The following is a 25,074-nucleotide window of genomic DNA, read 5'->3' on the forward strand; positions in this document are numbered from 1 at the left end:
ATTCTTCATTTCGTTTCTATCGTTGTTCTCTCTTCCGCATCACCTCCATGAAGGAATTGTCCCCCTGCAACGGGGGCAAGCGTACTGAAATCCCGCATCAGCTCCGCGAAGGGTTCAGGGGCCAGCGCCAGCCGGGAGCTGTCCGGATCTCCAAGGTCAAAGCCAAGAAAAACGCCGCTTGCCCCGGCCGCAACCGCTGCTCTGGCCAATGGCACGACCATTTCCCCCCTTGCGGCGGAATGAGTCGCATCCACGAATACCGGCAGATGGCTCAGCGTCTGCAGAGCCGGAACCGCCGCGATGTCCAATGTGCTGTCGGTATACGGCTCATAGGTTCTGATCCCCCGCTCCAGCAGGATGACATTGGGATTGCCGCGCTGAAGAATATAATCGGCGGCGTTCAACATATCCGCATAAGTTGCGCTTAGCCCACGCCGGAGAAGGACAGCATGGGACAGATCGCCCAGTTCATTATGCAAATCCCGATTCTGCATATTTCTGACTCCAACCGCCAGAATGTCCGCATAGGCCGCACATTGCTCCACCTGGCGCGGTCCCGGCACAGTCGTCAACGTAGTGAGCCCGTACTGCTGCGCCACCTCCTTCATCATGCGGAGCCCGTCGATGTCCATCCCTTCCTCGGCGCCGACGACAAACTCGCCCCGCAAAATTTGCGCCCCGCATCGCTTCATCCATGACGCAATCGCGGACAAATGCTCGTAAGAGCGAACCCTTCCCGGCCCAGCGATAACGGCCAGCGAATCTGAGCCAATCGTCAAGCCGCCGATTCTAATTACAGTATTCCTTCGCTGATATTCGCGATCTGCCAGCGTGTACGGCTTGCCCGCCGTTACCCGCTTTACATCCGGCAAGCTCCGCAGCCGCTCGGCGACTGCCTTGTTCCCTTTGCCGTACAGCGCAGTAACATCCTGTCCCAGATCAGGAGATTGCTTGGCCTTGAAGCCATATTCCTCGATCAGCCCCATCATCTCGCTTCTGCTCTGCGCCGTCATCTGGCTTTCGGTAATAACGATCATGTTCCGTATCCCGCCTCCTCTACTGGAATTCCTGTCAGTTCCAACAGCTCGTTAATAATGGCGCTGCGCCCTGATGGCGTCCAGCTCATGCGAAGCCAATGCGGAACAGCCTTCACATTGCCGTTCTTGACCGCGTGAATGGACTTCCATGCCGGCACACCGCATAGACGCTCATAGATATGGTCACTGCCGGCACGCTCATGCTTCTGCAGGATGAACAGATAGTCCGCCTCCAGCGGCGGCAGCCACTCTGGAGGCAGCTCCAGCATTTTCGCATGAAGCGGCACGCTCCTGCCCGGTCTCAAGCCGAGGTCGCGATACAACAGCTCATTAAGCGGATGATCAATCGCTCCCTGAATGCCGATGCCATCATGGCTGACTTGAATAACGCATACCGTCTTGCCCTCCAGCTTGCGCTGCAGCAAGCCCTTTGCCTCCGTTACACGCAGCTCCAGCTGATGGATCGTCTGCTCCGCTTCCGGCTTCCGGCCCAATATATCAGCCATCTTGCGGTAATTTACGATCCAATTGCCATCGGATGCCAGCACGACGGAAGGGGCGATCTCGCAAAACTTGTCATACAGGTGCTTATGATAAGCATCGCCAATCAGTATATCCGGGGCGGAGCGCACCAGTTGCTCCCACTGATTCGTGAAGAAATATTCGTATTCAACCTCTCCCATGCCTGGATTTTTGCAGCAATTGACAGATGCGACGGGCTCTACGCCGAGCGAAAGCAGACTGTTCTGCAGCTGAAGACAGGAAGCGACCGCGACCTTCAACCGGTTTCGCTTCATATAGAAGGTAGGAGATACGCCAACTGCGCGATGAAAAATGCGGCTGAAATGAAACTCGTCCTCATAGCCGACGGCGGCAGAGACTTCTCGCACCTTGCTGCCCTTCTGCGATAAGAGCGTCTTGGCGCTGTCAATTCTGATGCGGGTCAAATATTCAATAGGCGATTCGCCCATCGTTTTTTTGAATAAGCGGGAAAATGAACTTGGGGTAAGGTTTGCCATGGCGGAAAGGGTCTTCATATCAATCTTGTCGTGGAAATGGGACTTCATAAATTGTATGACGTGATGCAAGCCCTGCTTGGCCGTATGCTGCCGCGGACGGTCGCTGCAATCCTGCAGGATGAGATAGAGCAGCTCTTGAAATTGCAGATGAAGCCTCATCCCATCGGAAGAATGGCGGCTTGCCTCATATAACAGCTCTATGCGGTTCAAAATTTGCTTTGATTTTCTGGTGCGGATCAAGCCCGGTATGAACAAATCCGGCGATTCTCTGTGCATTTGCACCGCTGCTGCTTGCTTGGTTCCGGCATGATCGTTGTATTGCTCGAAAGCAATCGTATACACTTCGAGCCTCTCCGAGGCCAGCGACAATTCTGCCTCCGTATCGCAATCTACATAGTAAAGCTGGGACGGCTCGAAATCTCTCCGCTCGCTGCCGATAAGCAGCGTTCCCCTGCCTTCCGCTATAAAGCACAGCATCGCCGAAGGAAACCCGCTGAAGCGCAGGCGGCTATCCTTTGCGCAGCCCCGCTTGCGAATGGAAGTAAGGAATTGAACGGAACGTTTCGTCAAGGAATTATTTCTATCGTACACGCCGCAACTCAGTCCTTTCCCGATTTCATTCCTAGTGGGGGCTATCCCATAAGTAGATTATTTATTGTTCCCGGGAGGTTCCCCAGCGCAGCTTTTACCTTCTCCAAGTGTGGTTTGAAGGTAGAGTGACAGAGTATTTGAGGGAAAATCTGCCGTTAAGGAGAACCGAAGGTGAAATACCTGCACGCTGGCAGGCATTTTAGCCCCAATGAATCCATCCCATTCTGTTCAACAATGGACTCCGTCTACAGGCAGGCTCCCATCATACAGGCTTGGGCATCCCCGCCCCGGAGCGGATTACCTGCAGCAATTGCTGACAAACCAGCTTGTTCCCCTCCTTGTTCAAATGCTGGTCGTCCGGCAGTAAATATTGCTGCGGATCATGCGGAGAAATATGGGAGGCCAGATCGACGTAATGAATTTGATGATGGTCAGCTATGCAGGACAAGACATGGTTGTAATCGGCTATCTGCTGCAAAATGCCAGGATACCGCTCCTCCATCTTGCAGGACGTCGGCGCAATCCCGATTACAAGCAAATTCGTTTCCGGGCGCCGCCGCATATGTTCCACCAGCTTGAGACAGCTCTTCGTGAAGGTTTGAATGTTGACATAGCTCCTGCCCTCCAGCTCTGCCCTGTACCAGCAATCGACGATGCCAATATGCAGAATAAGGTAATCCGGTTGAAAATAGTACAGATGATCCTCGATTTGATGCAGCACATCCAGAATCGAATAGCCTCGCTGCGACCGGTTCTGGACGCTGACGGCATACTCCGGGTATTGCCTTGCAAGTGCCAGATTCAGCAAATACCCGTAAGTGTCCGTATACGAAATCGCCAGCCCGCGCTCAGTGGCAGGATCGAAGGCTTTGATCTGATGCGGCCTCGGAAGCGAGAGTGAATTGCCAGCCAAAACAAGCAGCATGCTTTTCGGCTCCATACGACTCTATCCCGCCTCCTTCGCGTTCTTATTGAAATGCTGGAGATTGCTTCGGTTCGTTTTGCTTGGTATGCGGTTGCTTTCGCCCTACTTCAGCCCAAAGAATGTGTACAAATCCTGCAGGAGCAGCTGTGCAGCCGTGCTTCCTCCGCCCAAATTCCAGATGATCGGATTCGCCAAGAAATAATTGCCATCCTTCACCCCTCTAAGGTTGCTCCATAGCGGATGGGAGGTCCAATCTGCCTTCGTCTTGGCATCTTCTTCAGATGTTCGGGATATATCAAATATATAGTCGCCGTCCAATTGTCCCATCTGTTCTTTCGTATTCAGGGTCACGGCTGTCTTGCCCTCGACCTGCTGCGCCTTAGGCCGCGCCAAGCCAAGCTCGTCAAAAATCTCGCCGGCGAAGCCCGACACATAGAACCTGGCTGTTCCGTCAGACTCGAACCGGACAATCGACATTTCCTTCCCGTTCAGCTGGTCGCCCAGCTTCGCTTTGAAATCAGCAACGCTTGCGTTCCAATCATCCATAATTTTGGCGGCCGCATCCTGCTTGCCTAGCGCTTCGGCGGCAGTCGCCAGATTTGCTTTCCAATCAAACAGCTTCTCCAGCACAATGGTTGGGGCAATGTTGTTAAGCTGGGAGTAGATTTTTTCATGGCGCGACTTGGCGGCGATAATAAGATCAGGCTTAAGCGATACGATCGCCTCCATATTGGGCTGCGTTTCCTCGCCCAAATTCTCTACCCCCTCCATACCTGCGCGCAAATACGCATACCACGGCTTCTCCTCCCATGATTCAACAGCGCCGACAGGCTTGACACCCAGCGCAACAGCGATATCCACCATACCATTGAATAATACAACGACACGCTTAGGCTCGCCCTTTATCGTCGCCGTCCCCATAGCATGCTGAATGCTTCGCTCGCCTGCCGCTTCCGTGCCAGCCGAGTTGACCGTCCCGGCTCCCGCCTGCTCATTCGTCTTCCCTGCCGCCGGCTTTGACTCCCCTGTCCCGCCTGCTTGATTGGTGTTGTTCCCTCCGCAGCCAGCGGCGGTTAGCAGTACCGCCAGCAATACGAGCAATGTTGCAGCTTTCATTTGTTTCATCTCTCTCTTCCTCCCGGTTATCGATCACTGTTTATTGGCCTTGGGCATCCTGCAAAAATGATAGAGACACCCTGCACCTTTGATATTGATTATGATAATCATTATCACTCACAATGATAGCCTTCCCGGTTCCGAAAGTCCATGCACATTTTTACCCCTCTGTCTGTGCGTTTTTGTCCTATGAAGTGACAGCCGTTCCATAACAGGCATGATTGTTAACGGCATTGTTTTCCTTCCGGCCGTTTCAATCCATAATGCTCCCGCAGCGTACAGCCGGAATATTCCTTGCGGAACAGACCGCGGTTTTGCAGCTCCGGCACTACCTTGTCCACGAAATCCTCCAGCCCTGCGGGCAGACTGGATGGCATCAGATTGAAGCCGTCTGCCGCGCCATTGACGAACCAACGCTCCAGCTCATCCGCGATTTGAACCGGTGTTCCAGTGAATGAATAATGGCCGCGAGAAGCTGCTGTCCGAAACATGAGCTGCCGGATCGTCAGCCCTTCTCTTCTTGCCATCTCCACGTACAATTGATGCCTGCCCCGATGGCCGTTAATCGTCTCCTGAAGAGGCAGCTCCGCAATTGGAAGCTGCTCATCCAGTGGATACTGCGACATGTCCGTATTGAACATATTCGACAGCCGCTTCAAGCCGTACTCCGTCTGGATCAGCTCCTGCAAAGCATCTTCCTTGTCCTTCGCCTCCGCTGCCGTATCGCCAATAATCGCACTGAATCCCGGCAGTATCTTCACTTCATGGAAGGTGCGGCCATAGCGGGCCAGGCGGGCTTTGAGATCAGCATAGAAATGCTGTCCGTCCGCCAGCGTATTCTGTGCCGTGAAGACAACCTCCGCCGAACGGGCAGCGAACTCCTTGCCGGCTTCCGATGCGCCCGCCTGCACCAGCACGGGGTAGCCTTGCGGGGGGCGCGGAAGGTTAAGAGGGCCCCGAACAGCATAGTAGCTGCCCTTATGGTTCAATTCCCGGATTTTCTCAGGATCGGCATACACTCCGCCCCGCTTGTCCGCTACTACCGTATCGTCCGCCCAGCTATCCCACAGCCCCTTGACGACCTCCAGAAACTCATCGGCCCGTTCATAGCGCTCCCCATGCGCCGGCAGCCGTTCATCGGCAAAGTTCGCAGCGGTCACATCATTCGTGGACGTCACGATATTCCACGAGGCGCGGCCGCCGCTAATATGATCCAGAGAAGCGAATTGCCTGGCTACATGAAAGGGCTCGTTATAGGTCGTCGAAGCCGTTCCGATGAGGCCGATCCGCTCCGTACACATCGCCAGCGCAGCCAATAGCGTAAACGGCTCCATTCCCTGCAGCACTTTATAGGCGATCGTTGGCGGCAAATTATAGGTGTCCGCGAGAAACAGCGAATCCAGCTTGCCGCGTTCAGCGGTTCGCAGAAGCTCGCGGTAATAGGCGAAATCGGTTACGCCTTGCGGGCTGCTCTCATCCAGCCGCCAAGCGGCCTCGTGATGCCCATTGCCCATGGCGAACAAATTCAGATGCATCTGCCGGCTGGCCTCTTTCATGATCCTCCCCCTCATCATCCCTGTCATTGCTGCCTGACCGCTTGTTCATGGCTATGTCTCCAGTTCCTGCAAGGTGGCCTCTTCAGACCATAATGATCCCGCAGTGTGAACCCCTCGTATTCTGTACGGAACAGCCCCCGGTTCTGCAGCTCCGGCACAACTTTATCAACAAATTCCTCCAGGCTGCCAGGCAGATAAGGCGGCATCAGATTGAAGCCGTCGGCTGCGCGGTTCATGAACCACCGCTCCATCTCGTCCGCGATTTGCACCGGCGTGCCCGCCATTGCGTAATGGCCGCGTGACGAGGCTGTCCGCATCATCAGCTGCCTGACCGTCAGCCCCTCCCGCCGTGCCATGTCCATAAACAATTGATGACGGCCGCGATGGCCGTTAATCTCCTCCTGCTTCGGCAGCTTGTCGAACGGAAGCGGCTCGTCCAGATCGAAGACGGACATATCCGTCTTGAACACATTGGACAGCCGGCTCAGGCCAAACTCCGGCTGGATCAGCTCGTGCAGGCTGTTCTCCTTCTCAACTGCCTCCGCCTCCGTGTCCCCGATAACCGCACAGAAACCCGGCAGCACTTTCATCTCCCAGGACGAACGACCGCATGCGGCAGCGCGTGCGTGCAGATCCGCGTAGAACCTCCGGCCATCCTCCATCGTGTTCTGTGCCGTGTATACGACCTCCGCCGAGCCTGCTGCGAATGCCTTTCCGCTGTCCGAGGCGCCTGCCTGAACTAGCAGCGGATGGCCCTGCGGCGGCCGCGGCAAATTAAGCGGGCCGCGCACAGCAAAGAAGCGGCCCTTATAATTCAGCTGGTGTATGCGCTCCGTATCGGCGTATACACCTTCCGTCTGATCGGCAAGCAGGGCGTCGTCCTCCCAGCTGTCCCACAGCCTCTGCACCACCTCCAGAAACTCGCCTGCCCGCTCATAACGCTCGGAATGTGCGGGCAGCCGCTCATCCGCGAAGTTGGCAGCTGTTACATCACTGGTCGAGGTGACAATATTCCACCCCGCTCTGCCGCCGCTGATGAAATCCAGAGACGCGAATTTGCGCGCTACATGGAAGGGCTCGTTATAGGTCGTCGAAGCCGTTCCGATCAGACCGATCCGCTCCGTGCACATCGCCAGCGCCGACAATAGCGTGAAGGGCTCCAGGCTCATAAGCACCTTGTATTGGATTGTCGGGGGAAGACCGTAAGCATCGGCCAGAAACAGCGAGTCCAGCTTGCCGCGTTCTGCAATATGCGCCAGCCGCTTGTAATAATCGATTCCCGTCACATGATCCGGTGCGCTCTCATGAAGCCGCCAAGCCGCTTCATGGTGGCCGTTGCCCATGACGAACAGATTCAGATGCATCATTCCATCCCGTTTCATCCCGAGCCCTCCATTATGTGAATGACCGCGAAGCAGACGCATGTTCTCTGCCATATTCTCGCCAGGACGGCCGTGCAAGCCCGTAATGGTCGCGCAGCGTCAAGCCGGTATATTCCGTGCGGAACAGACCGCGGTTCTGCAGCTCCGGAACGACTTTGTCCACGAAGTCATCCAGCCCTCCGGGAAGATAGGGCGGCATTAGATTAAAGCCGTCCGCCGCACCCGTTCTGAACCAACGCTCCATCTCATCGGCAATTTGGAGCGGCGTGCCCGCAATCGCATAATGTCCTCGCGACGATGCCGTCCGCATGATCAGGTCCCGGATCGTCAGCCCCTCCCTGCGCGCCATGTCCAAATAAAGCTGATGCCTTCCTTTCTGCGAGTTGATCTCGGCAGTCTCAGGCAGTGCGTCATAGGGCAGCGGCCCATCTAGCGGATAGACGCTCAAATCGATTTTGAACAAATTGGACAGCCGATACACGCCGTATTCCGCTTGTGTCAGGCCGTGCAGCTCAGCTTCCCTCTCTCTGGCCTCCGCCTCGGTATCGCCGATTATGGCGCAGAAGCCTGGCAGCACTTTGAGCTGATCGGCCTGGCGGCCGTATTTTCTCATCCGCGATTTCAAATCCGCATAGAACAGCCGTCCGTCTTCCAGCGTGTTCTGGGCAGTGAATACCGCCTCGGCTACTTTAGCCGCGAACTCCTTGCCCGTATCGGACGCTCCAGCTTGCACTAGCAGAGGATGGCCCTGCGGCGGCCGGGGAATGTTAAGCGGCCCGCGCACAGCGAAAAATTTGCCCTTATGGTTGAGCGGATGCAGCCTGTCAGGGTGAACGTAGATGCCCGCCGCTTTATCGACCGCCAGCGCATCATCCTCCCAGCTGTCCCAAAGACCGCGAACCACCTCCACAAACTCATCCGCACGCTCGTACCGCTCCTCATGCCGGGGCAGCCCCTCGTCCCGAAAGTTAAAGGCTGTTGTGTTGCCTGTCGAAGTGACAATATTCCAGCCTGTCCTGCCGCCGCTAATATGATCCAATGAGGCGAATTTGCGTGCAATATGGAAGGGTTCGTTGTACGTTGTGGATGCCGTTCCAATTAGACCGATCCGTTCTGTAGCAACAGCCAGCGCAGAAAGCAGGGTGAACGGCTCCAGCCCTTGCAATACTTTATAGCGTATCGTCGGGGGAAGGCCGTAGGCATCAGAGAGAAACAATGAATCCAGCAGCCCGCGTTCCGCCGTTTGCGCAAGCCGCTTATAGTAGTGAACATCCGCCGCTTGGCGTGGCAGCGTATCCCTATGCCGCCATGACGCCTCGTGATGTCCGGTATTGAGAATGAACAAATTGAGATGAAGCTGACGTTCCGTTGAACTCATCACTGCATCGCTCCTTATATGCCGGCAGTGCCGAATTAATCAAGAAGAGAGTACCTATGCAGGCCATGATGTACGTATTCACGTATTAATGTGCGGAGCGGGTATCACGAATCGTCAAATAATGGGCAGCGTCCGTGCGCGGCCGTGGCTCGGGAATAAGCTCCGGATATCCGATATGCAGGAGCCCGACGATCTTCTCCCCTGCAGCAACGCCCGTTCTCGCCCTGAAGCGGGGATCATAGATGAACGGATTCGTCTTCCAGACGACGCCGATTCCCTCTTCCCAAGCCGCAAGCTGGAAATTCTGAATCCAGCAGCAGACCGCGGCATAATCCTCCTCCCACTGGCGCGGGCGGGGATCCTCCTTCATCACAACGAGCAAATGCAGCGGAATATGATTGAAGTAATTTCTCTTTCCGTCACCGTATTGCTCTCTTTCCGCTGCCGACAATGCTTCCAGCATCGCTTCCGCCAGCTCGGTCCTGGCTTCATTCTTATACAGAATGAACCTCCAGGGCTCCCGGACACCGTGGTTCGGCGCCCATACCGCAACATTGAGCAGCTGCATTAGAAGCTCCATCGATACCGGATCGCTCTTGAATTGCCGAATCGTTCTTCTCGCTTTAATGACCGCCGCTGCCGGGCCGCCAATATATCCGTTATTTGCCTTCATCCTGAATCCCCAATCTACGCGAAATATAAATGATAGCATCACTGGCAGAGGCCATTTCGCATGCCTTGCGAGAATGATTATCATTCAGATAGGTAGATCATACTGGGACAGTGTTTCATTTGTACATGCATTCTTTTGTCTCAAAAGCTGGTCATTTTTGCCCATTGACCCGAATCTCAATTCCCTCCTTCAAGTGATAATGAATTTCATTATCAAATATAACGGACGGTTGCACTCCCGTCCATGAACATTTTTATCCGATTCGCTTCCTCATCAGTAAAAATATTACACCAGTGTGTACGTTGTTCCACTGACAAAATAAGCAAAAGCCGCTCTCCGACTCAACTAATGAGTCCGCAAGAGCGGCTTCTTGAAAGATCATTCTCATTTCATCTCCCGTGAGCGATAGATCTGCTTATTCTCCAATATTCTGACTGGCGCTGTCCATTCCTCCGTATCCGGCATCGTGCTTACCGCGTCCTCAACGGCTTGCAGCTTGGCATCCAGCTGATCGATGTAATGGAGGGCAACGGCCTCTGGAATTTGCGGCTGAACCGGGCTCCCCCACTCTCCCAAATTGTGATGCGATAGAATCATATGATGCAGAATAATGACCTTCTCGGAATCTACTGCAAGCCCAAGCTTTATGGCAGCCTCCGTTACCCAGTTCGCCGCGATGGACAGATGTCCCAGCAGCTTGCCGGTAAAGCTGTATTCCTTCACAATGCCGAGCTCGGCCGTTAATTCATCGGTCTTGGCAATATCATGCAAAATGATGCCTGCGCGAATGAGATCAGGATTCAGGAACGGACGCTGCTTCGCAACGAACTCTCCCAATTCCAGCATCCGGACAATATGATAGGCGAGCCCGGAATAGAAGGCATGATGCATCGCTTTGGCCGCAGGATAATGCATGAGCTTGTCCTCTACCCGGGAAATGCAGACATTGACGATGTCCCTGATCTCGTCATCTGCAATGCTTTCGGCAGTACGCTTGATCGTATGTACGAGATCGACTGGCAGAACCGGTGCAGATCGGATAAAATCAGTCAGATCCTGATGATCATGCTCGGCCGCAGGGCGTATCTGCATAATTTTGAACTGCGGCTTGTCCCGATAGATTTGAACGATCCCCCTCACCTTAACGATCATCGGTGCAATGAAGGTATCCTTGTCTCTTGAGGACGCATCCCAGAATTTGGACTGAATCTCACCGCTCTTGTCTGCCAATACCAAATCCATATAGTCTTTGGGCGGTGTTGCGTTCGTCTGTTTCGCCTCGGCGCTTTTCAATAAATAAAAGCCTGTAATTTCGTCGCCTTCAACAAATGTTTTGATCTGTGTCATCTTGTAATCTCTCCTAGCTCCTCGTTGTTGCAGTTCTCAGCCAACTATCTTTTTCTTGATTATGACATAATGAAAATGTTTTGTCATAACAAATAACGGCTCTGCATATACATCTAGTACAGCCCAAGCGAGAGGAGGTGAGGGCAATGAAGAAGATCAGACTTTTACTCCGGTTCAGTCTTAAAATGATTGGCTTGAAAATGTTCGTCTCCATCGTCAAGAACTAATGTCACCCGCAGCAAGAGAATGAAGATCAGGCTTCAAATATTTGACCCAATTAGCTTTGAACAGGGATCGTGCGCTACCGCTCTTCTCCTTCAAAGATAACAATAAATAGCTTCATTCATGCGACAATATCCCACTGATGCGTTATTATCAGTGGGTTTGTCGTTTATTTGGGGGAACCGTGACAAGCAACCAAGCCACCTGTCTCCCGTACACATATAATGGATTGTACCTTATTTAACGAAAGGAGCTAGATATTCTATGTCCTTTTGCCCGCAGTGTCCGACTCAGACCGTCTACGACCCTCCGGTAACGTTATATGATAACATTTATCATCCGCAGGTCGTTCAGGTCATCCATCCGGTAGAGCTTGTGAATCAGCATCATTGCGTTCCAGTTCCTCACCATTTCTACACGTACTCCACCAAAGATGTCATGTGCAATATATCCAGCGTCAAAAAGAAAAAACGCTCCCGCAGGAAGTAACGGAACCGTTCAAGAAGCCGAATTGTGCAGCGCACGAGTGTGGGGGCATTTCGCCCCCCGCTAGTCGCGCTTGCAACTCTCTTGGCATACATAGTCCTACGCGCATTGCCCAGTCTGCGTTATGGCCTCCCATGATGTGCATATGCAACGGGACTGGGGCTGGACGCTGGACGTGGTTCCAAGCCATACGCTTAGCGAAAGCTGGCTCCGCATCGTGCGCGGTGCCATCGCGGCATGCGGTGCTCGGTCACACGTCGGCGGTGAAACCTCGTGCGGCCTTGGCGGCTGTTGCCATGAGCGGAAAACATGCGAAAAGGCATTTATTTATTCGTTTTCGGCCCCATGAAGGTAAAATGCCTGCCAGCGTGCAGGTATTTCACCTTCGTTTTCTTTTATCGGCCGAATTCCTCTCAAATTCATGCATGATCGCAGGAATTTGACCATTTAGGTGTCGTGTAACCGAAATTCCTGCACTTTCGCAGGCTTCCTGCTCTGCTGCGCCATCCGCACCGCGCGCGCCTCCCGGCGCGCGGTGCCATTGCGGCACGCCGTGCTTCGGTCACACGTCGGCGATCAAACCTCGTCGGCGGTTGGCAGTCGGTCGGCGGCCCTGGCCAAGAGGATGTCAGGTACGTTCCCGATCCTTGCTTCTCAAACCCGCAAGACCAATCAGGCCAAGCAATCCAAGCCAGCCCCAGCTAAAATTATTGTCATTATCCGCCACAGCAGCGGCTCTGTAGTTGGCATTATTGTAGTTGGCATTGTTGTAATTGGCATTGCTGTAGCGGTAATCATTATCAGCATTAAAATCAGTTCTCGGTGTATTGTACATATTCACACCACGAGCAGACGGAGTCCCATTGTTATCCACCTTGGTTTCTTTGTTGGTGGTATGCGGGCTTGTCATATTTCCTTCAGCAAAAGCAGGAACCAACAGCATAGCGGACAGCGCGGCGCAAGCCACAAAACTTGTGATGAGCTTCTTCAAGTTCTAACCTCCATTTGTGAGCTGTCAATTTGTATTTCACTGTTGGTTTCTCCTCTTTGTGAAGCAATTATTCTCCGTTCGGGCTTGGGAACGATCCCCTTGTCAGTTCCTTGAAGACCATCCATCATTCAATCCCTGCAGTCCATAAAATGTACACGCATTATCAAGCAGCTTGCGCTCTGCTTGTTCTGCCGCAACACCTTTCAGCCCCGCAATGGCAGCCGCAACATCACGCACCATCGCAGGACGGGTCGCTTGTCCGCTGAACGGACCTTCGAACGGCCATGGGCCGTCCGTCTCTGTCATCATCAGCTCCAGGGGGTACTCCTTGACAAGCTGCTGAATTTCCGGCTCGTACAGAACATCAGGCGTTATCGAGATGTAATAACCGGCCTCCATCATGCGCTTGATGGTCGAAGGCGAGCCCTTGAACCAATGAAAATGCGCTCGCTTCACACCATGCTTCTCAAGCAGGTCGCATGCCTTGTCGGCATCCTCATAGACAGCATGCAGCACAATTGGCCGCTCGCAACGCGCTGCCAGCCTTACAAACCGCTCCAGGAGCTGAACATAGGGGCGCTCATCAAAAGGCTGGCCCTTCTCCTTAGCCTCATGACGCGAATAATAGGGAAGGCCTACTTCTCCTATTGCACAATGCTCTCCGTTCTTTATCCGCTCGTCAATCCAATGAAACAGCTCATTCAGCTCCCGCTCGCCAGGAAGGCTCTGCTCGGGATGAAAGCCATATGCCGGCAGCAGCCGTCCTTCATAGCGAAAGGACAGCGCCCGGTTCACCTCGCTCGATGCAAGAGACATCGATACTGCCACTACAGCAGCGACACCATCATCGAATGCTTCCGCCAGCATTCTCTCACGAGCCGCTTCATCGTACAGATCAACATGAAGATGAGCGTCAACCCACCGGGGACGGCTCTTGGCAGATTCCATGAGCTTGTCCCTCCTTTCTCCCGCCAGAACCGGGCTCTTCGGGTCTTAGCAGCTCATAAATCTCCCGTTTCATGGCGTTGAATAACGGATCGCTCCAGATCATCTCTCCCCGCGGTCTTGGGAAAGGAACCTCAATCTCTCGTATAATGGTTGCCGGTGAGGCGGATAGCACAATAATCCGGTCGGACAAAAGCAGCGCTTCCTCGATGCTATGCGTGACGAACAAGACAGAACGCCGATTCTCCTCCCAGAGCGACAGCAGCCATGTCTGCATTTGCATTCTCGTCAATGCATCCAGAGCGCCGAACGGCTCATCCAGACACATGAGCGGCTGCGGCGACAGCAAGGCCCGCAGAAACGAGACGCGCTGCTGCATTCCGCCAGAAAGCACATGGGGATAAGCATCTCTTACTTCAGCAAGGCCGACACGCTCCAGCCACTCCCGGGATAATATTCGTGCTGCTTTGCGATCCACACCTGCAATATCGAGCGCCAGCTCAATATTGCGGGCAACCGTAAGCCATGGCATTAACGATGCCTGCTGCGGCATGTAGGCAATCTCGCCGCGCTTGCCAAGCGTACTCCTGCCATATAAGCGAACATCGCCTGATGAAGGCTTCTCAAGCCCCCCGATAATGTGGAACAGTGTCGTCTTCCCGCTGCCTGATGGCCCCAGCAGTGTAACAAACTCGCCGTCCTTAATGTGGAAGGTCAGATGATCAAGCACAGTCCTCGCTGCGCTGCTGCCATCTCCCGGGAATATTTTGGACACTCCAGCGACTTCCAATGCCAGCTCCATAATCATCACTCCCCTTTACTGCCGGCCGTTCCTCTTACAAACAACCGTTCCAAAACAAAAATAAGTCCGAACAGCACAAGGCTCAGCGTGATGACGACGGCGATCGCTGCGAACATATTCGCTGTCTGCCAGCCGCGCATGGACAGCCGCATGTAGACGCCCAATCCCTCGCTGCCGCCTATCGTTTCCGCATAGATGGCGCTAATAACACTGTATGACGCCGCGATCTTCAAGCCGGAGAACAAATACGGCACCGCATGCGGCAGCTCAAGCCGCCAAAACAATTGGGATTTGGATGCGCCGATCATGCTCATATAATTCAGCAGCTTGGGATCGCTCTTCGTCAGCCCCGTCAGCATGGCGACTGATATGGGAAAGAAGCAGACAATGGTAAGCAGAATGATTTTGGGCATAAGTCCGAACCCGAACCAGATGACAAGCAGCGGTCCCAGTGCCATTACCGGAACATTCTGCGTCAGTACAAGCAGCGGATAGAAGCCTGCTTTGGCCCCTGGAATAAGATGCAGCAAAGCGGCGAGCACAAAGCCCGCCGCAGAACCGATTATAAAACCGAGCATCGTAATGCCCAGCGTCGCTTTCGTATGTTCGAAGAGGCGAGGCGCTTCCTCATACGCTGTTGCACCGATTACGAGTGGTGAAGGAAGCTCGTACTCATTAATCCCGAGCAGAACGACAGCTCCCTGCCAGCCCGCCAATACGATAACCAGAACAGCCAGCGGCGGCCAGAGCCGACGGATTTTACTGGCCATCCGGGTATTTCTCCAGCAGACGGTCCATCGATGCCCCATTTACCGGATTATGATAGACCTTGATTTGAGAAATAACAGACGGACAGCCCATCTCACTCATCGCTTCATTCATTTCCTGCACAATGGCAAGCAGCTGGCCCAGCTCGCCTTCCATCGTCGTCTCGAGCGGCGCTACACGATAGGGTACGCCTGAAGCCTTAATAATATCAATGGCCCGGTCAACGTAAGGAATAACGCTGGAACCGTCCGGTGTATGAGGGATGATCTGTATACTTAGAAGTGTATTAGCCATTATGCTCGCTCCTTCAGCTTGTTCATTGCATGATTTCATTGGTTCTATTCTGCTGGCAGAAATTCGTTCGTAAATGCCTTCTCAGCTTCCAGTTCCTTGTCCAGCAGCTTATGCTCGAACATCCATGCCGCATAATTCGTCCATACTTCCAGCTTCTGCTCGCCCCAACGCTTCGCATCGTCCTGATAGCGAGGGCTTAGCCACTTCTGGCTTGCCTTCACCAGCTCCGCGTCCAGATCCGGCACAGCCTTGATCAGCACATCAGCCGCTTCCTCCGGCTTGTCGATTGCAAATTGATAGCCCTGCGCCGCGCCTGCCACGAATGCTTTGACAATATCGCTCTTCGTCGCAATCATATTCTCATTCGTTGCGAGCACCGGCGTATAATAATCGAGCTTGTCTGTGTAATCTGTCAAATACAGCATATCGATCTTCTCGCCGCGCAGCTCGGCCTCAATGCCTGTCCAGGCGTAATAGATCCAAGCGAAATCGATATCTCGCTTCACAGCAGTGAAGAAGTCCGCATCGCCGATGCTGGCGATTTCGACCTTGCTGACATCCGCCCCCTGCTCCTGCATTAACGAGCCGATAACTGCCTCTTCCACCGGCGAGCCCCAGCCGCCATAAGTTTTGCCTTCAAAATCCTTGGGCGATTTGATGTTTTTGTCTGCAGGTGCCGCAAAGCCGGAAGTGTTATGCTGAATAACTGCAGCAATCGATACGAGCGGAACACCTTGAATTCTCGCCTGTGTAATTCCCTCCTGATAGCTGACTCCGAAATCTGCCGCGCCTGTTGCGATCATCGTATCCGCTCCGGCATCCCCCGGCAAAATAATCTCGACATCAAGCCCTTGAGCCTTGAAGAAACCGTTGTCCCGCGCCACATACAGCCCGGTATGGTTCGTATTCGGCGTCCAATCCAGCACAACTTTCACTTTCGTCAGCGGCTTGTCCGCTGTTGGTTCATTATCAGCACTACCAGTGCTGTTGGTTCCGTTGTCCTTCGCCGTGTTCTCTTCCTTGTTCGATCCACAGCCTGACAAAGCAAGCAGGACGATCAGTCCGATTAGTCCCCAGCGTGCCATTGCCAAATGTTTGTTTCTTCTCATGATGCAAATGCTCCCCTCATTAATTACAAGATGAACGACAATGCTGATGATCCTCTGTCCACATCCATAAGAAAAAGCGTCTCCCGTATGGAAGACGCTTGGCATTGTGATAGCATACTGCGCCAATCAGCCACACAGAGGGGCAGACGGCATAGCTACAACGCGGATTCCTACGCTGGCATTATCCAGATTCAGGTCGACGGTCGGAAACGGATTCGGTTCCCCTCTCAGCCTGGAATATCCCCCAAGCTCCCGTGGTTCATATTCAATTGTCGAACATCTCACTTTATCAGAAATACTACACCTAATTGCGTATTATAGCAACAAGAGAGTTACATTAGAGATAGAGAGGAATCCTGCGTGTAACCGATCAGGCTCTGTATTTCATCTTCAAATAAGCTTGGCCAGCGGCGTCTTTCATCTTGTCCCATGTTGCAAAGGTCGAATTCTCCAGAACATATTGATCCAGAGTCTGTATGTTTATCCTATTTAATGCTTCTATAGTAGTCGCTTCAAAACACCCTCCCTCAAAAAATGATTCGATGTTATTGAATCCGGTATGTTTCTTCATAAATTCCGATGAGAACAAGTCCTTAAATGTTACACCCCCATTTAATTGTTCCTGGATACTTCTCTCGATGTATATGAGATGCTTGTCATAATTCCTCTTTCCTTTGATTTTCATTCATTGCCACCTCCTAAGATACATAGTTCCACATAAATATGCATTTACCTCTGCGACGTTGGATTAAAATACATATATTAGGAAATTTTAATTATTGGTAATTCATTCGTTGGCTTGCAGCTTATTGTCGTATAGAAAAGGCGCCGACATTATGTCAGGCGCCCGGATTCCGCTTTTTTGCATGTGATAAGTCCATCGTAATTCTACTCGGGCAGCGGAATGCTGCGTATCCACTTCAGAGCCTCCTCATAATAGGGCTCCGCCTTGTAATATTCCGTGAATATCTCCTCGAAGCCGCTCAGATCGGTGCCCAGACGCTCCTCGGCTATCTTCTTATACCAGGGCAGCAGAAAGTTGACAAGCATCGCCTTCATATCCTCACGAATATCGGCCTCCAATAGGCCGGAGCCGCGGAAATGATTCAGAATGGACAAATAGCCCGCAATGCAGTACTCGGCCAAATTATATCCGGAGGGCGGATTGTTCCCGTAGTTGAACATCGCTTTATTAATGACAGCAAAACGAGGCTGCTGGCGCAAAATCTCATATTGCAAATAAATATGATTGAAGCCGCTGCCTAGAAACTTAGTCTTGTCAGCTATTCTGCTGTACAGATCACGCCGCAGCATGTTCGCCGAGAGGAAGCCCGCTGCAAACGACGCACTGCGAAGAAATTCAGCCATCCCTTCATGCTGCTCGACTCGCAGGCTGTTGTCCAGCACATTAATAAAGACGAGGCCGCAATCCATATTTGTCTGAATGACGTTCAGCAGTGACAAGACGGACAGATCGACGAAAAAATCATCATCACCCTGAAGCTTTACATAAATGCCACGCGCATGATCCAGCAGCTTCACAATGTTCCGCTCAGCGCCGATATTGGTATCGTTGCGCCAATATCGCAAATTGGCATGGCGCTGCCCGTACTTGCGAATGATCTCCTGTGTATCGTCGGGAGAAGCATTATCGGAGATGACCACCTCGATCAGCGAACAATCGCCAATCTGGCTGTAGATACTGGAGAGACAGCGCTCCAGGTCGGAAGCCCGATTATAGGTCGGGATGCAGATCGACAGCAGCGGCTGCTCCCGCCTCCTCCGCAGCACGTCCGCGACCTCCGCCGGACTGCGCACCTTGATCCAGTCGTTGGCCGCCGTATCATACATCTTCACGATACGGGCCGGGGAGCCCACAGCTACACAATAATCGGGAATATCCCTTGTGACAACGCTATTGGCGCCGATTACCGCGCCTTTGCCGATTGTAATGCCGCCGCCGGAAACGATGCAGTTCGCCCCGATCCATGCCCCTTCGCCGATTACCGTCGGCTTCCCTCCCGTAATCCCCTGGAATAGGAAGGGAAGGCCGAGCCTCTTATACTCATGGTTCGCATCCGATATATAGCTGTTGTGGCCGACGCCTGCAAACCTCTCGATAATAACGAGATTGAAGGCGGATATCGCCACTCCTTTGTTGAATTGACAGCCGTCTCCGATAATAATTTTCGGACGCTCGCCGGTTATTTCCGAAGCAATATTGAACCATGCCCCTGTACGCACGAACACATGCGCCCCGATGCTCATCTCTTTGGCTCCGTGAAGCTGACAGCCGCCTTCAATGATCGTATGGTCGCCAATATGATAAAACTGCAGATTGCCGGATTCCGCGGGAATTGTCGGCTCCAATGCGCCGTCTTGCTCCTGTTCGCTCATAATGCTTCACAACCTGATGTACGATATCCAAGGATCGGTCGGGAACCGTTCAATGGACACGTCTCGGATCGGCAGCATCTCCAGAAGGGCTGTCGTTTCTCCCGGAAAGGAAGCGCAGTTCAGCTCATCAAAGCAAATGATCGAGCCTCTGCCCATACGCGGCAGGAATAGCTCCAGCGCTTTGCGTGTCGGCTCGTACAGATCGAAATCCAGGTACAGCAGCGCTACCAGCATATGCTTGTTGCGTTCGATAAACTCAGCGCCCGTCTGCATAAAATCACCCTGGACCAGCTCGATATTCGGAATATGCGACAAGTAGCGCTCCGCATTGTATTTGGCCGCTGACAGCTTCAAATTATCCAATGTCTCCCCTTGCAAATCTCCAGCCTTGAATTCATTGTCAGGCTCCTGATCCTCATCTGCTACAGACGGGAATCCCGCGAAGGTATCAAAACCGATAATTTTGCGCGTATGATTGGCCGGCTCGAAAATATTGGCAAGCTGGGCCCATGTAAACAAGCCGCCGCCATTGAATACGCCGCATTCGATGATCGAACCGTTAATGCCGGCCACTCCTTTATAAATTTCATAGCGGCATAAGAAGCGGGACAGGCTCCGTTTGGTCGCAAACCGGGGAAATGCCTCCAGCTTGTTGAAGATGGACAGACCGGAGGACTGGAACGCCTCCTCTGTCAGGCGATAAGCCTCAAAATCGCTTTCGCGGTGGTGCTTGCTGATCATTCCCATCGGGCGGAACGATTCCGTCATCCCGACATCACTCCTTTGGCCATTTGATAGAAGGCATCGTAGGTCAATCCCGCCCGTCCTCGCAAATATGCCTGGCTCCCTACATCATGGATAAACGAATCCGGCAACCCCATACGTCTGAACCGAACCGTTGCCCCGCTCTCAGCAACCAGTTCGGCAACAGCGCTGCCCAGGCCGCCGATGATGCTGTGCTCTTCAATCGTAATGAGAGGGCGACCCAGCCGAATCTGCGCACGCAACGCTTCCTCGTCGAGCGGCTTGATTGTCGGCACGCTGTACAGCGCTGCACGCAGAGGCACGTCTTCCTCCCGCAATCGCTGCACCCATTCATGTGCCAGCGCAAGCGCGGGACCTGTGGCGAGAACGGTCAACTGGTCTCCCTCGATCATCGGGATCATCGTTCCGATCATAACAGGGTTCTCCTGCTCATCATGATGGAGTATGCGCTCCCCGTTCTTGCCCAGCCGAATATAGACAGGACCGGGGATATCAAAGCTTGCAGTCGTCACATGCCTGGTCTCGACGGGATCGCCGGGACTGTAGACCGTCATATTCGGCAATGCGCGCATAAGAGCAACATCCTCCAGCGCATGATGTGTCGCCCCTTGTGCGCCGTAAGTAAGCCCGGCGCCTACGCCGACGATGCGAACAGGCAGCTTCATATAGGCGGCATCGACGCGAATCTGCTCATAGCAGCGCATAACAGCGAAGGGAATAATGCTGTAGATATAAGGAATGAATCCGCCAAGCGCCAGACCGGACGCAACGCCGACAGCGCTCTGCTCAGCGATGCCGACATTCATGAACCGCTCCGGATACGCCTCCTTAAACGGCTCCAGCACAGAGAATCCGAGGTCAGGCGTAATGACATAAATTCGTTGGTCAGTCCGCGCCCGTTCTAAGAGCGCTCCGAGAAAGGCGCTTCGCATGCTGTAGCTCCTCCAAGCTGCCGTAGGGCGAGCTCCCACTGCTCCCGGCTCGGTGATTTGTAGTGCCATTCCAGACGGCCCTCCATGAAATCAACGCCGCAGCCTTTGATCGTGCGGGCAAGCAGCACGGTTGGCTTCCCCCCCGCTGCGGGCTGCAGCGCCCGGATGAGCGAGCCGGGATCATGGCCGTTCACCTCGGAGGCGTCCCAGCCGAAAGCTGTCCAACGGGCCAGCAGACTGCTCTGGGGCATCAGCCCCTCCGTGGCGTCAAAGCCCTGCAGGCCGTTGCAATCCACGATGACGGTCAAATGGGATAGATGGCGAGCTGCTGCCAGCATCGCCGCTTCCCATACAGCGCCTTCATTGCATTCCCCGTCACCGAGGATAGCGAATACCCGATTGGATCTGCCTGCCAGCCGATCCGCCAGCGCCATTCCTACAGCGATAGGGAGGCCATGCCCCAGCGAGCCTGCAGACACATCGATGCCGGGGGCGCAGGTCCGATCGAGATGTCCGGGCAGCAGTCCGCCGTCCACACAGTAACGGCCCAGATGCTGCTGCGGGAAGAACCCCTGCTTGGCAAGCACCGCGTAGAGAGCGGAGCTGCCGTGCGCTTTGCTGAACACGAGCTTGTCGCGCTCCGGCCAATCCGGCCGCCTCGGATCAACACGCATAATAAACGCATACAACGTGTACACAATATCCGCCACAGACAGGGCAGCGCCTACATGCGATACACCGCTCTTATAGGCCATCGTTACAATCGCCCGCTTCACAGAGAGATACCGCTCATGTTCCCGGCGCCTGCGCTCCGCCTGCACCGTGGACGCGATGCCCTGGCGAAGCGATATGTGCGGACGCCAGCCTGCAACAGCTGCCAGCAGCGTAATATCCGCCTCCAGATGCATCACCTGATCATCACGATAGGGCAGCTCGCCGAATACCAGCTCCAGCCCGCTGGCTGCCTCATCCCTGATCATCGCAACGATCTCCTTCACAGTACGGCTTTCGCCGGAGCCAAGATTGTATACGCCCGGCGCCCGTCCCCCGCCGTGGTCGGCGATTGCGATCAGCGCCCTGGCCGCATCATCCACATAGAGATAATCCCATCGCTGCTCTCCGGCTGTCAGCTGCGGACGATCGCCATCCAGCAGTTGGCGGATGCAATCTGTCATCAGCCAGCCTTCATTATCACCGGGGCCGTAGATGCTGAATACCCGCAGCCAATAAGCCGGAATCCCAAGGGCTGCCGATAGCTCAATTGCTCTTCGCCCTGCTGACAGCTTTGCCAGTCCGTAGGCCGTCGTAGGCTGCTCCGGATGCGTCTCGTCCGCGCGTCCTTCCAGCCTTCCGTATTCAGCCTGCGAGCCGGTACCTATCCATGCCGAGCAGTTCAGCTCGCTGGCAAGCCGCACCGTGGCGAGAGCCAGCTCAATATTATCCGCCTGCTCCTCGTCATTGCGCCTGTCTCTGCCAACACCGTCCCAGGCAAGATGATAAAAGGCAGTGAAATGCGCCCTCTCCCCGGCGAGCTGCGGGCCCCATGCTGCAATTGTGCGGAGATCTCCCTCAATCCGCGCAAGCCGGGAATGCTCCGGCAGGCGGGCGATATGGGGTGAAGTTGAACGGACGATCGCATAGACACGCCAGCCCCGCTCAAGCAGCATGCGGCATAGGACAGAACCGATAAATCCGGTTGCTCCGGTTACAATTGCTGTTTTCGTTTGCTGGCCAGATCGCTCTGATAATGCCGTCATCCCTTGAGCACCTCCAGCATGGAGATGATCGTAGCCGGGGCATTCCTCCGGGAACGGACGTCCGCAACAATCTCCTCCATATAGCCATAGCTGAATACGAGAAGCGTATCAACCGGCTGCTCCTCAAGCCTTTCAATACCGGCGATCGGAACAAAGGATTTCGGCGCCGCTCTGCCGTGCAGCCCCTTGTTGGCATCACAGGCATAGGCCAGCAGGCGTGCGCTTCGCATGGCGGCCATCGTCATGACGCCCCGGCCTCCGGCGCCGTATCCCGCAATGGTTCGGCCAGCGGCGATCTCCCCCTCGACGAACCGGTCGAGCGAAGCGATGCCACGCTCCAGCTCCCCCTGAAAGCTGTCGTAGTCAATGGCATATGATGACTCTCCGGCAGCACTCGCGGATGAATCGGGTTGATAAGCGGCTGCGGCAGGCGCGGCAACGATGAGCAAGGAATTGCCTCTTCGCTCCCTCTCCGGCAGCAGCTCTGTCGTGAGCAGCTTGAACCCGCTGCGTTCCAGCATTCCTTTCATCGTGCGGGCAGTCCAATAAGTAAAATGCTCATGCTCGAATAAACAATATTCACGCCGCCTCACAATATGCTCCAAATCATGCACTTCCAGCACCAGCAATCCGCGCTCCTGATGAAGCGCCTCTCTGGCCACGGCGAGCCCGCCTGCCGGATGGGGCAGATGATCGAAGGTATATGTCATGAGCAGCACATCCGCCTGCCGGAAGGTATCCGGTATCCGGCTGACGCTGTCCTCTTCGAACAATCCTTCCACAACGGGAATACCCCTTGCGCGGCTGATCCCGCAGAGCAGCGCCGACGGCTCGAAGCCGAGCACCTCTCCCCCGCGCTTGCGGAACGCTTCAAGCTGGGCGCCGTCCCCGGACCCTACTTCAAGTATGCGGCAGCCGGGAGGCAGCTTGAAACGGGTGAACAGCATCTCTGCCAGCCGCTCCATGAACCGGCTCGCCAAGCCGGAGGAGGAGGTTGTATAGCTGTAATCCGCATAGTATCCACCCAGTTCCAGCTCGTGAATCGTCTGGGAAACGCCGCAGTCCGCACATCGATAGACATCGATATCGGCAAGAAAGGCGGGCACAGGATCGCCGGGCTGACGCAGCTCCTCCGTGAACGGCATTGCCGGCAGATGCACCCAGCGGTGAAGCTCCCTGCTCGCGCATATTCGGCATGGCGAGGGTTCCACTTCGCGCGCTGTCAGGTTCGTAGCGGTATCGAGGTCGGTATTAGAGTCGGTATTAGAGTCGGTATCGAAATCGGCACAGGTATCGCCATCCATTCTATGTCCCTCCTTTGCCTGCCTGCACATCGTCAGGCACAGCCGCACTGCCCCCGGCAAGTCCGGCGCTCGCCTCTGCCGGCTGCGCGGCCCCGTCTGATGGCTCCTCTTGCAGGGCCGTCTCGTATTGTGCGATTTGCACGGCGGTGAGGTCGCGCATCGGCGCCCCCTTCATCCAGTGCAAATACCAATCGGCCGTGTGCGCGACCGCTTGCGCCGCATCCCAGCGCGGCCGCCAGCCGAGGCTCGACTGCGCCTTGCTGCTGTCGAGCCGGAGCATCCCCGCTTCGCGCTTCGCCGAAGCGGTTCCGGCCCCGGCGGCGGCCGCTGGCCCTTGCGCAGCGGCCGCCGCCGGCAGGGGGCTGCCGAGGCGGGCGCACAGCGCCTCGGCCAGCCACCCTGCGGTCCGCGCATCATCGGCGCGCGGACCGAAGTTCCACGCAGCGGCGTAATCGCCGCCGATTGCGTACAGCTTTTCCGCCAGCGCGAGGTATCCCGCCAGCGGCTCCAGCACGTGCTGCCACGGCCGGATCGCCTCCGGCCGCCGCAGCACCGGAGCGTGCCTTCCGATTGCGGCGCGCACGCAATCGGGCACGATCCGGTCGGCGGCGAAATCCCCGCCGCCGATCACATTGCCCGCCCGCACTGAAGCAAGTGCGGGCGCCCCCGGCATTCCGGCAGCATAATAGGACTGCCGGAATGCCGATACAACAAGCTCCGCGCAAGCCTTGCTGGCGGAGTAGGGATCATCGCCGCCGAGCGGGTCGGACTCGCGGTAGCCCTGGGGCCGTTCATCGTTCGCGTAGCATTTGTCCGATGTGACGGCAATGACCGCCCGTACGCTGTCCAGGCCGCGAACCGCCTCCAGCAGCGCAGCCGTTCCGATCACATTGACAGCAAGCGTGCCTACCGGATCATCATACGAAGCCAGCACGAGCGGCTGCGCAGCCAGATGAAAGACAATATCCGGCTTCGCTTGCCGCAGCGCGGCTTTCAGTCTGGCGGCATCGCGGATGTCGCCGCGCAGCCACGGAATATCCAGCTCCAAACCGCATAAGCGGTGCATCGCTGGAGAGGTGGGCAGGCCGTCGCTGTAGCCCTTTACTTCTGCGCCGAGCCTTCGGAGCCACATGCACAGCCACGTTCCTTTAAATCCGGTATGGCCGGTGACGAAAACATTCTTTCCCTGCCAGAATGCCGCATTCATGGTGGGGCGTCATCCTCCCTGTATATCAACCCGCAATCACCCTGCTGCTGCAGCCAGTTCACAGCAGCTCC

At 54.9% G+C, this 25,074-nt stretch carries 23 protein-coding genes; 1 reads left to right on the forward strand and 22 read right to left on the reverse strand.

Going from position 1 to position 25,074, the window contains the following annotated elements; all coding sequences use genetic code 11:
• Positions 1–5 precede the first annotated feature (5 nt).
• The 9 genes from K0T92_RS01240 to K0T92_RS01280 all read right to left on the reverse strand — a co-directional run bounded on the left by K0T92_RS01240 (position 6) and on the right by K0T92_RS01280 (position 11,024).
• Entirely contained in the window at positions 6–1,037 is a 1,032-nt protein-coding gene (locus K0T92_RS01240; protein ID WP_219870600.1) for a 3-deoxy-7-phosphoheptulonate synthase, read from the reverse strand.
• A complete protein-coding gene (locus K0T92_RS24775) occupies positions 1,034–2,647 on the reverse strand; it encodes an AraC family transcriptional regulator (RefSeq protein ID WP_219870601.1) in 1,614 nt (537 codons plus the stop codon). Before K0T92_RS24775 ends, K0T92_RS01240 begins: the two co-directional genes overlap by 4 nt.
• Positions 2,648–2,909: 262 nt before the next feature.
• Positions 2,910–3,587 carry an SGNH/GDSL hydrolase family protein gene (locus tag K0T92_RS01250; RefSeq protein WP_219870602.1) on the reverse strand — a complete coding sequence of 226 codons (678 nt, stop codon included), beginning with the start codon at positions 3,585–3,587 and terminating at the stop codon, positions 2,910–2,912.
• An 87-nt stretch (positions 3,588–3,674) separates the two neighbouring features.
• On the reverse strand, positions 3,675–4,697 hold the full coding sequence (locus tag K0T92_RS01255; protein WP_246627783.1) for an ABC transporter substrate-binding protein: 1,023 nt from the start codon (positions 4,695–4,697) through the stop codon (positions 3,675–3,677).
• Positions 4,698–4,912: 215 nt separating this feature from the next.
• Entirely contained in the window at positions 4,913–6,244 is a 1,332-nt protein-coding gene (locus K0T92_RS01260; protein WP_219870603.1) for an LLM class flavin-dependent oxidoreductase, read from the reverse strand.
• Positions 6,245–6,267: 23 nt separating this feature from the next.
• Entirely contained in the window at positions 6,268–7,626 is a 1,359-nt protein-coding gene (locus tag K0T92_RS01265) for an LLM class flavin-dependent oxidoreductase (protein ID WP_219870604.1), read from the reverse strand.
• A 13-nt stretch (positions 7,627–7,639) separates the two neighbouring features.
• Positions 7,640–9,004 carry an LLM class flavin-dependent oxidoreductase gene (locus K0T92_RS01270; protein ID WP_219870605.1) on the reverse strand — a complete coding sequence of 455 codons (1,365 nt, stop codon included), beginning with the start codon at positions 9,002–9,004 and terminating at the stop codon, positions 7,640–7,642.
• An 85-nt stretch (positions 9,005–9,089) separates the two neighbouring features.
• Positions 9,090–9,677, reverse strand: coding sequence for a nitroreductase family protein (locus K0T92_RS01275; RefSeq protein ID WP_219870606.1), 588 nt, complete (start codon positions 9,675–9,677; stop codon positions 9,090–9,092).
• Between the two features lie 384 nt (positions 9,678–10,061).
• On the reverse strand, positions 10,062–11,024 hold the full coding sequence (locus tag K0T92_RS01280; protein ID WP_219870607.1) for a 3'-5' exoribonuclease YhaM family protein: 963 nt from the start codon (positions 11,022–11,024) through the stop codon (positions 10,062–10,064).
• 486 nt (positions 11,025–11,510) lie between these two features.
• Between K0T92_RS01280 and K0T92_RS01285 the strand changes: the two genes are divergently transcribed.
• Positions 11,511–11,735 carry a hypothetical protein gene (locus tag K0T92_RS01285; RefSeq protein ID WP_219870608.1) on the forward strand — a complete coding sequence of 75 codons (225 nt, stop codon included), beginning with the start codon at positions 11,511–11,513 and terminating at the stop codon, positions 11,733–11,735.
• Between the two features lie 625 nt (positions 11,736–12,360).
• On the opposite strand, the gene K0T92_RS24780 is transcribed toward K0T92_RS01285, so the two are convergent.
• The 13 genes from K0T92_RS24780 to rfbG all read right to left on the reverse strand — a co-directional run bounded on the left by K0T92_RS24780 (position 12,361) and on the right by rfbG (position 25,003).
• The gene (locus K0T92_RS24780; protein ID WP_246627784.1) at positions 12,361–12,723 is read right to left on the reverse strand and encodes a WGxxGxxG family protein; all 363 of its coding nucleotides are present in this window, start codon (positions 12,721–12,723) and stop codon (positions 12,361–12,363) included.
• A gap of 102 nt (positions 12,724–12,825) precedes the next feature.
• Positions 12,826–13,671, reverse strand: a complete 846-nt coding sequence (locus K0T92_RS01295) for a TatD family hydrolase (protein WP_219870609.1) — start codon at positions 13,669–13,671, stop codon at positions 12,826–12,828.
• Positions 13,637–14,470, reverse strand: coding sequence for an ABC transporter ATP-binding protein (locus K0T92_RS01300; protein WP_219870610.1), 834 nt, complete (start codon positions 14,468–14,470; stop codon positions 13,637–13,639). Before K0T92_RS01300 ends, K0T92_RS01295 begins: the two co-directional genes overlap by 35 nt.
• A 5-nt stretch (positions 14,471–14,475) precedes the next feature.
• The gene (locus tag K0T92_RS01305) at positions 14,476–15,240 is read right to left on the reverse strand and encodes an ABC transporter permease (RefSeq protein WP_219870611.1); all 765 of its coding nucleotides are present in this window, start codon (positions 15,238–15,240) and stop codon (positions 14,476–14,478) included.
• Positions 15,230–15,532, reverse strand: a complete 303-nt coding sequence (locus K0T92_RS01310) for a thiamine-binding protein (RefSeq protein WP_219870612.1) — start codon at positions 15,530–15,532, stop codon at positions 15,230–15,232. Before K0T92_RS01310 ends, K0T92_RS01305 begins: the two co-directional genes overlap by 11 nt.
• Positions 15,533–15,576: 44 nt before the next feature.
• On the reverse strand, positions 15,577–16,617 hold the full coding sequence (locus K0T92_RS01315; RefSeq protein ID WP_219871160.1) for an ABC transporter substrate-binding protein: 1,041 nt from the start codon (positions 16,615–16,617) through the stop codon (positions 15,577–15,579).
• Between the two features lie 394 nt (positions 16,618–17,011).
• Entirely contained in the window at positions 17,012–17,326 is a 315-nt protein-coding gene (locus K0T92_RS01320; RefSeq protein ID WP_219870613.1) for a hypothetical protein, read from the reverse strand.
• A gap of 203 nt (positions 17,327–17,529) precedes the next feature.
• Entirely contained in the window at positions 17,530–19,038 is a 1,509-nt protein-coding gene (locus K0T92_RS01325; protein WP_219870614.1) for a glycosyltransferase, read from the reverse strand.
• A gap of 6 nt (positions 19,039–19,044) precedes the next feature.
• Positions 19,045–19,806, reverse strand: coding sequence for a TylF/MycF/NovP-related O-methyltransferase (locus tag K0T92_RS01330; protein WP_219870615.1), 762 nt, complete (start codon positions 19,804–19,806; stop codon positions 19,045–19,047).
• Positions 19,803–20,735: a transketolase family protein gene (locus K0T92_RS01335; RefSeq protein ID WP_219870616.1), complete on the reverse strand. Its 933-nt coding sequence runs from the start codon at positions 20,733–20,735 to the stop codon at positions 19,803–19,805. The genes K0T92_RS01330 and K0T92_RS01335 overlap by 4 nt, the downstream gene beginning before the upstream one ends.
• The gene (locus tag K0T92_RS24785) at positions 20,705–22,492 is read right to left on the reverse strand and encodes an NAD-dependent epimerase/dehydratase family protein (RefSeq protein WP_246627785.1); all 1,788 of its coding nucleotides are present in this window, start codon (positions 22,490–22,492) and stop codon (positions 20,705–20,707) included. Before K0T92_RS24785 ends, K0T92_RS01335 begins: the two co-directional genes overlap by 31 nt.
• A complete protein-coding gene (locus tag K0T92_RS01345) occupies positions 22,489–23,796 on the reverse strand; it encodes a class I SAM-dependent methyltransferase (RefSeq protein WP_219870617.1) in 1,308 nt (435 codons plus the stop codon). Before K0T92_RS01345 ends, K0T92_RS24785 begins: the two co-directional genes overlap by 4 nt.
• Position 23,797: 1 nt before the next feature.
• Positions 23,798–25,003 (reverse strand): CDP-glucose 4,6-dehydratase, encoded by a 1,206-nt coding sequence (gene rfbG / locus K0T92_RS01350; RefSeq protein ID WP_219870618.1) that lies wholly within the window; start codon positions 25,001–25,003, stop codon positions 23,798–23,800.
• Positions 25,004–25,074 lie beyond the last annotated feature (71 nt).

It is taken from the genome of Paenibacillus oenotherae, from assembly GCF_019443105.1.
Taxonomy (GTDB): domain Bacteria; phylum Bacillota; class Bacilli; order Paenibacillales; family Paenibacillaceae; genus Paenibacillus_Z; species Paenibacillus_Z oenotherae.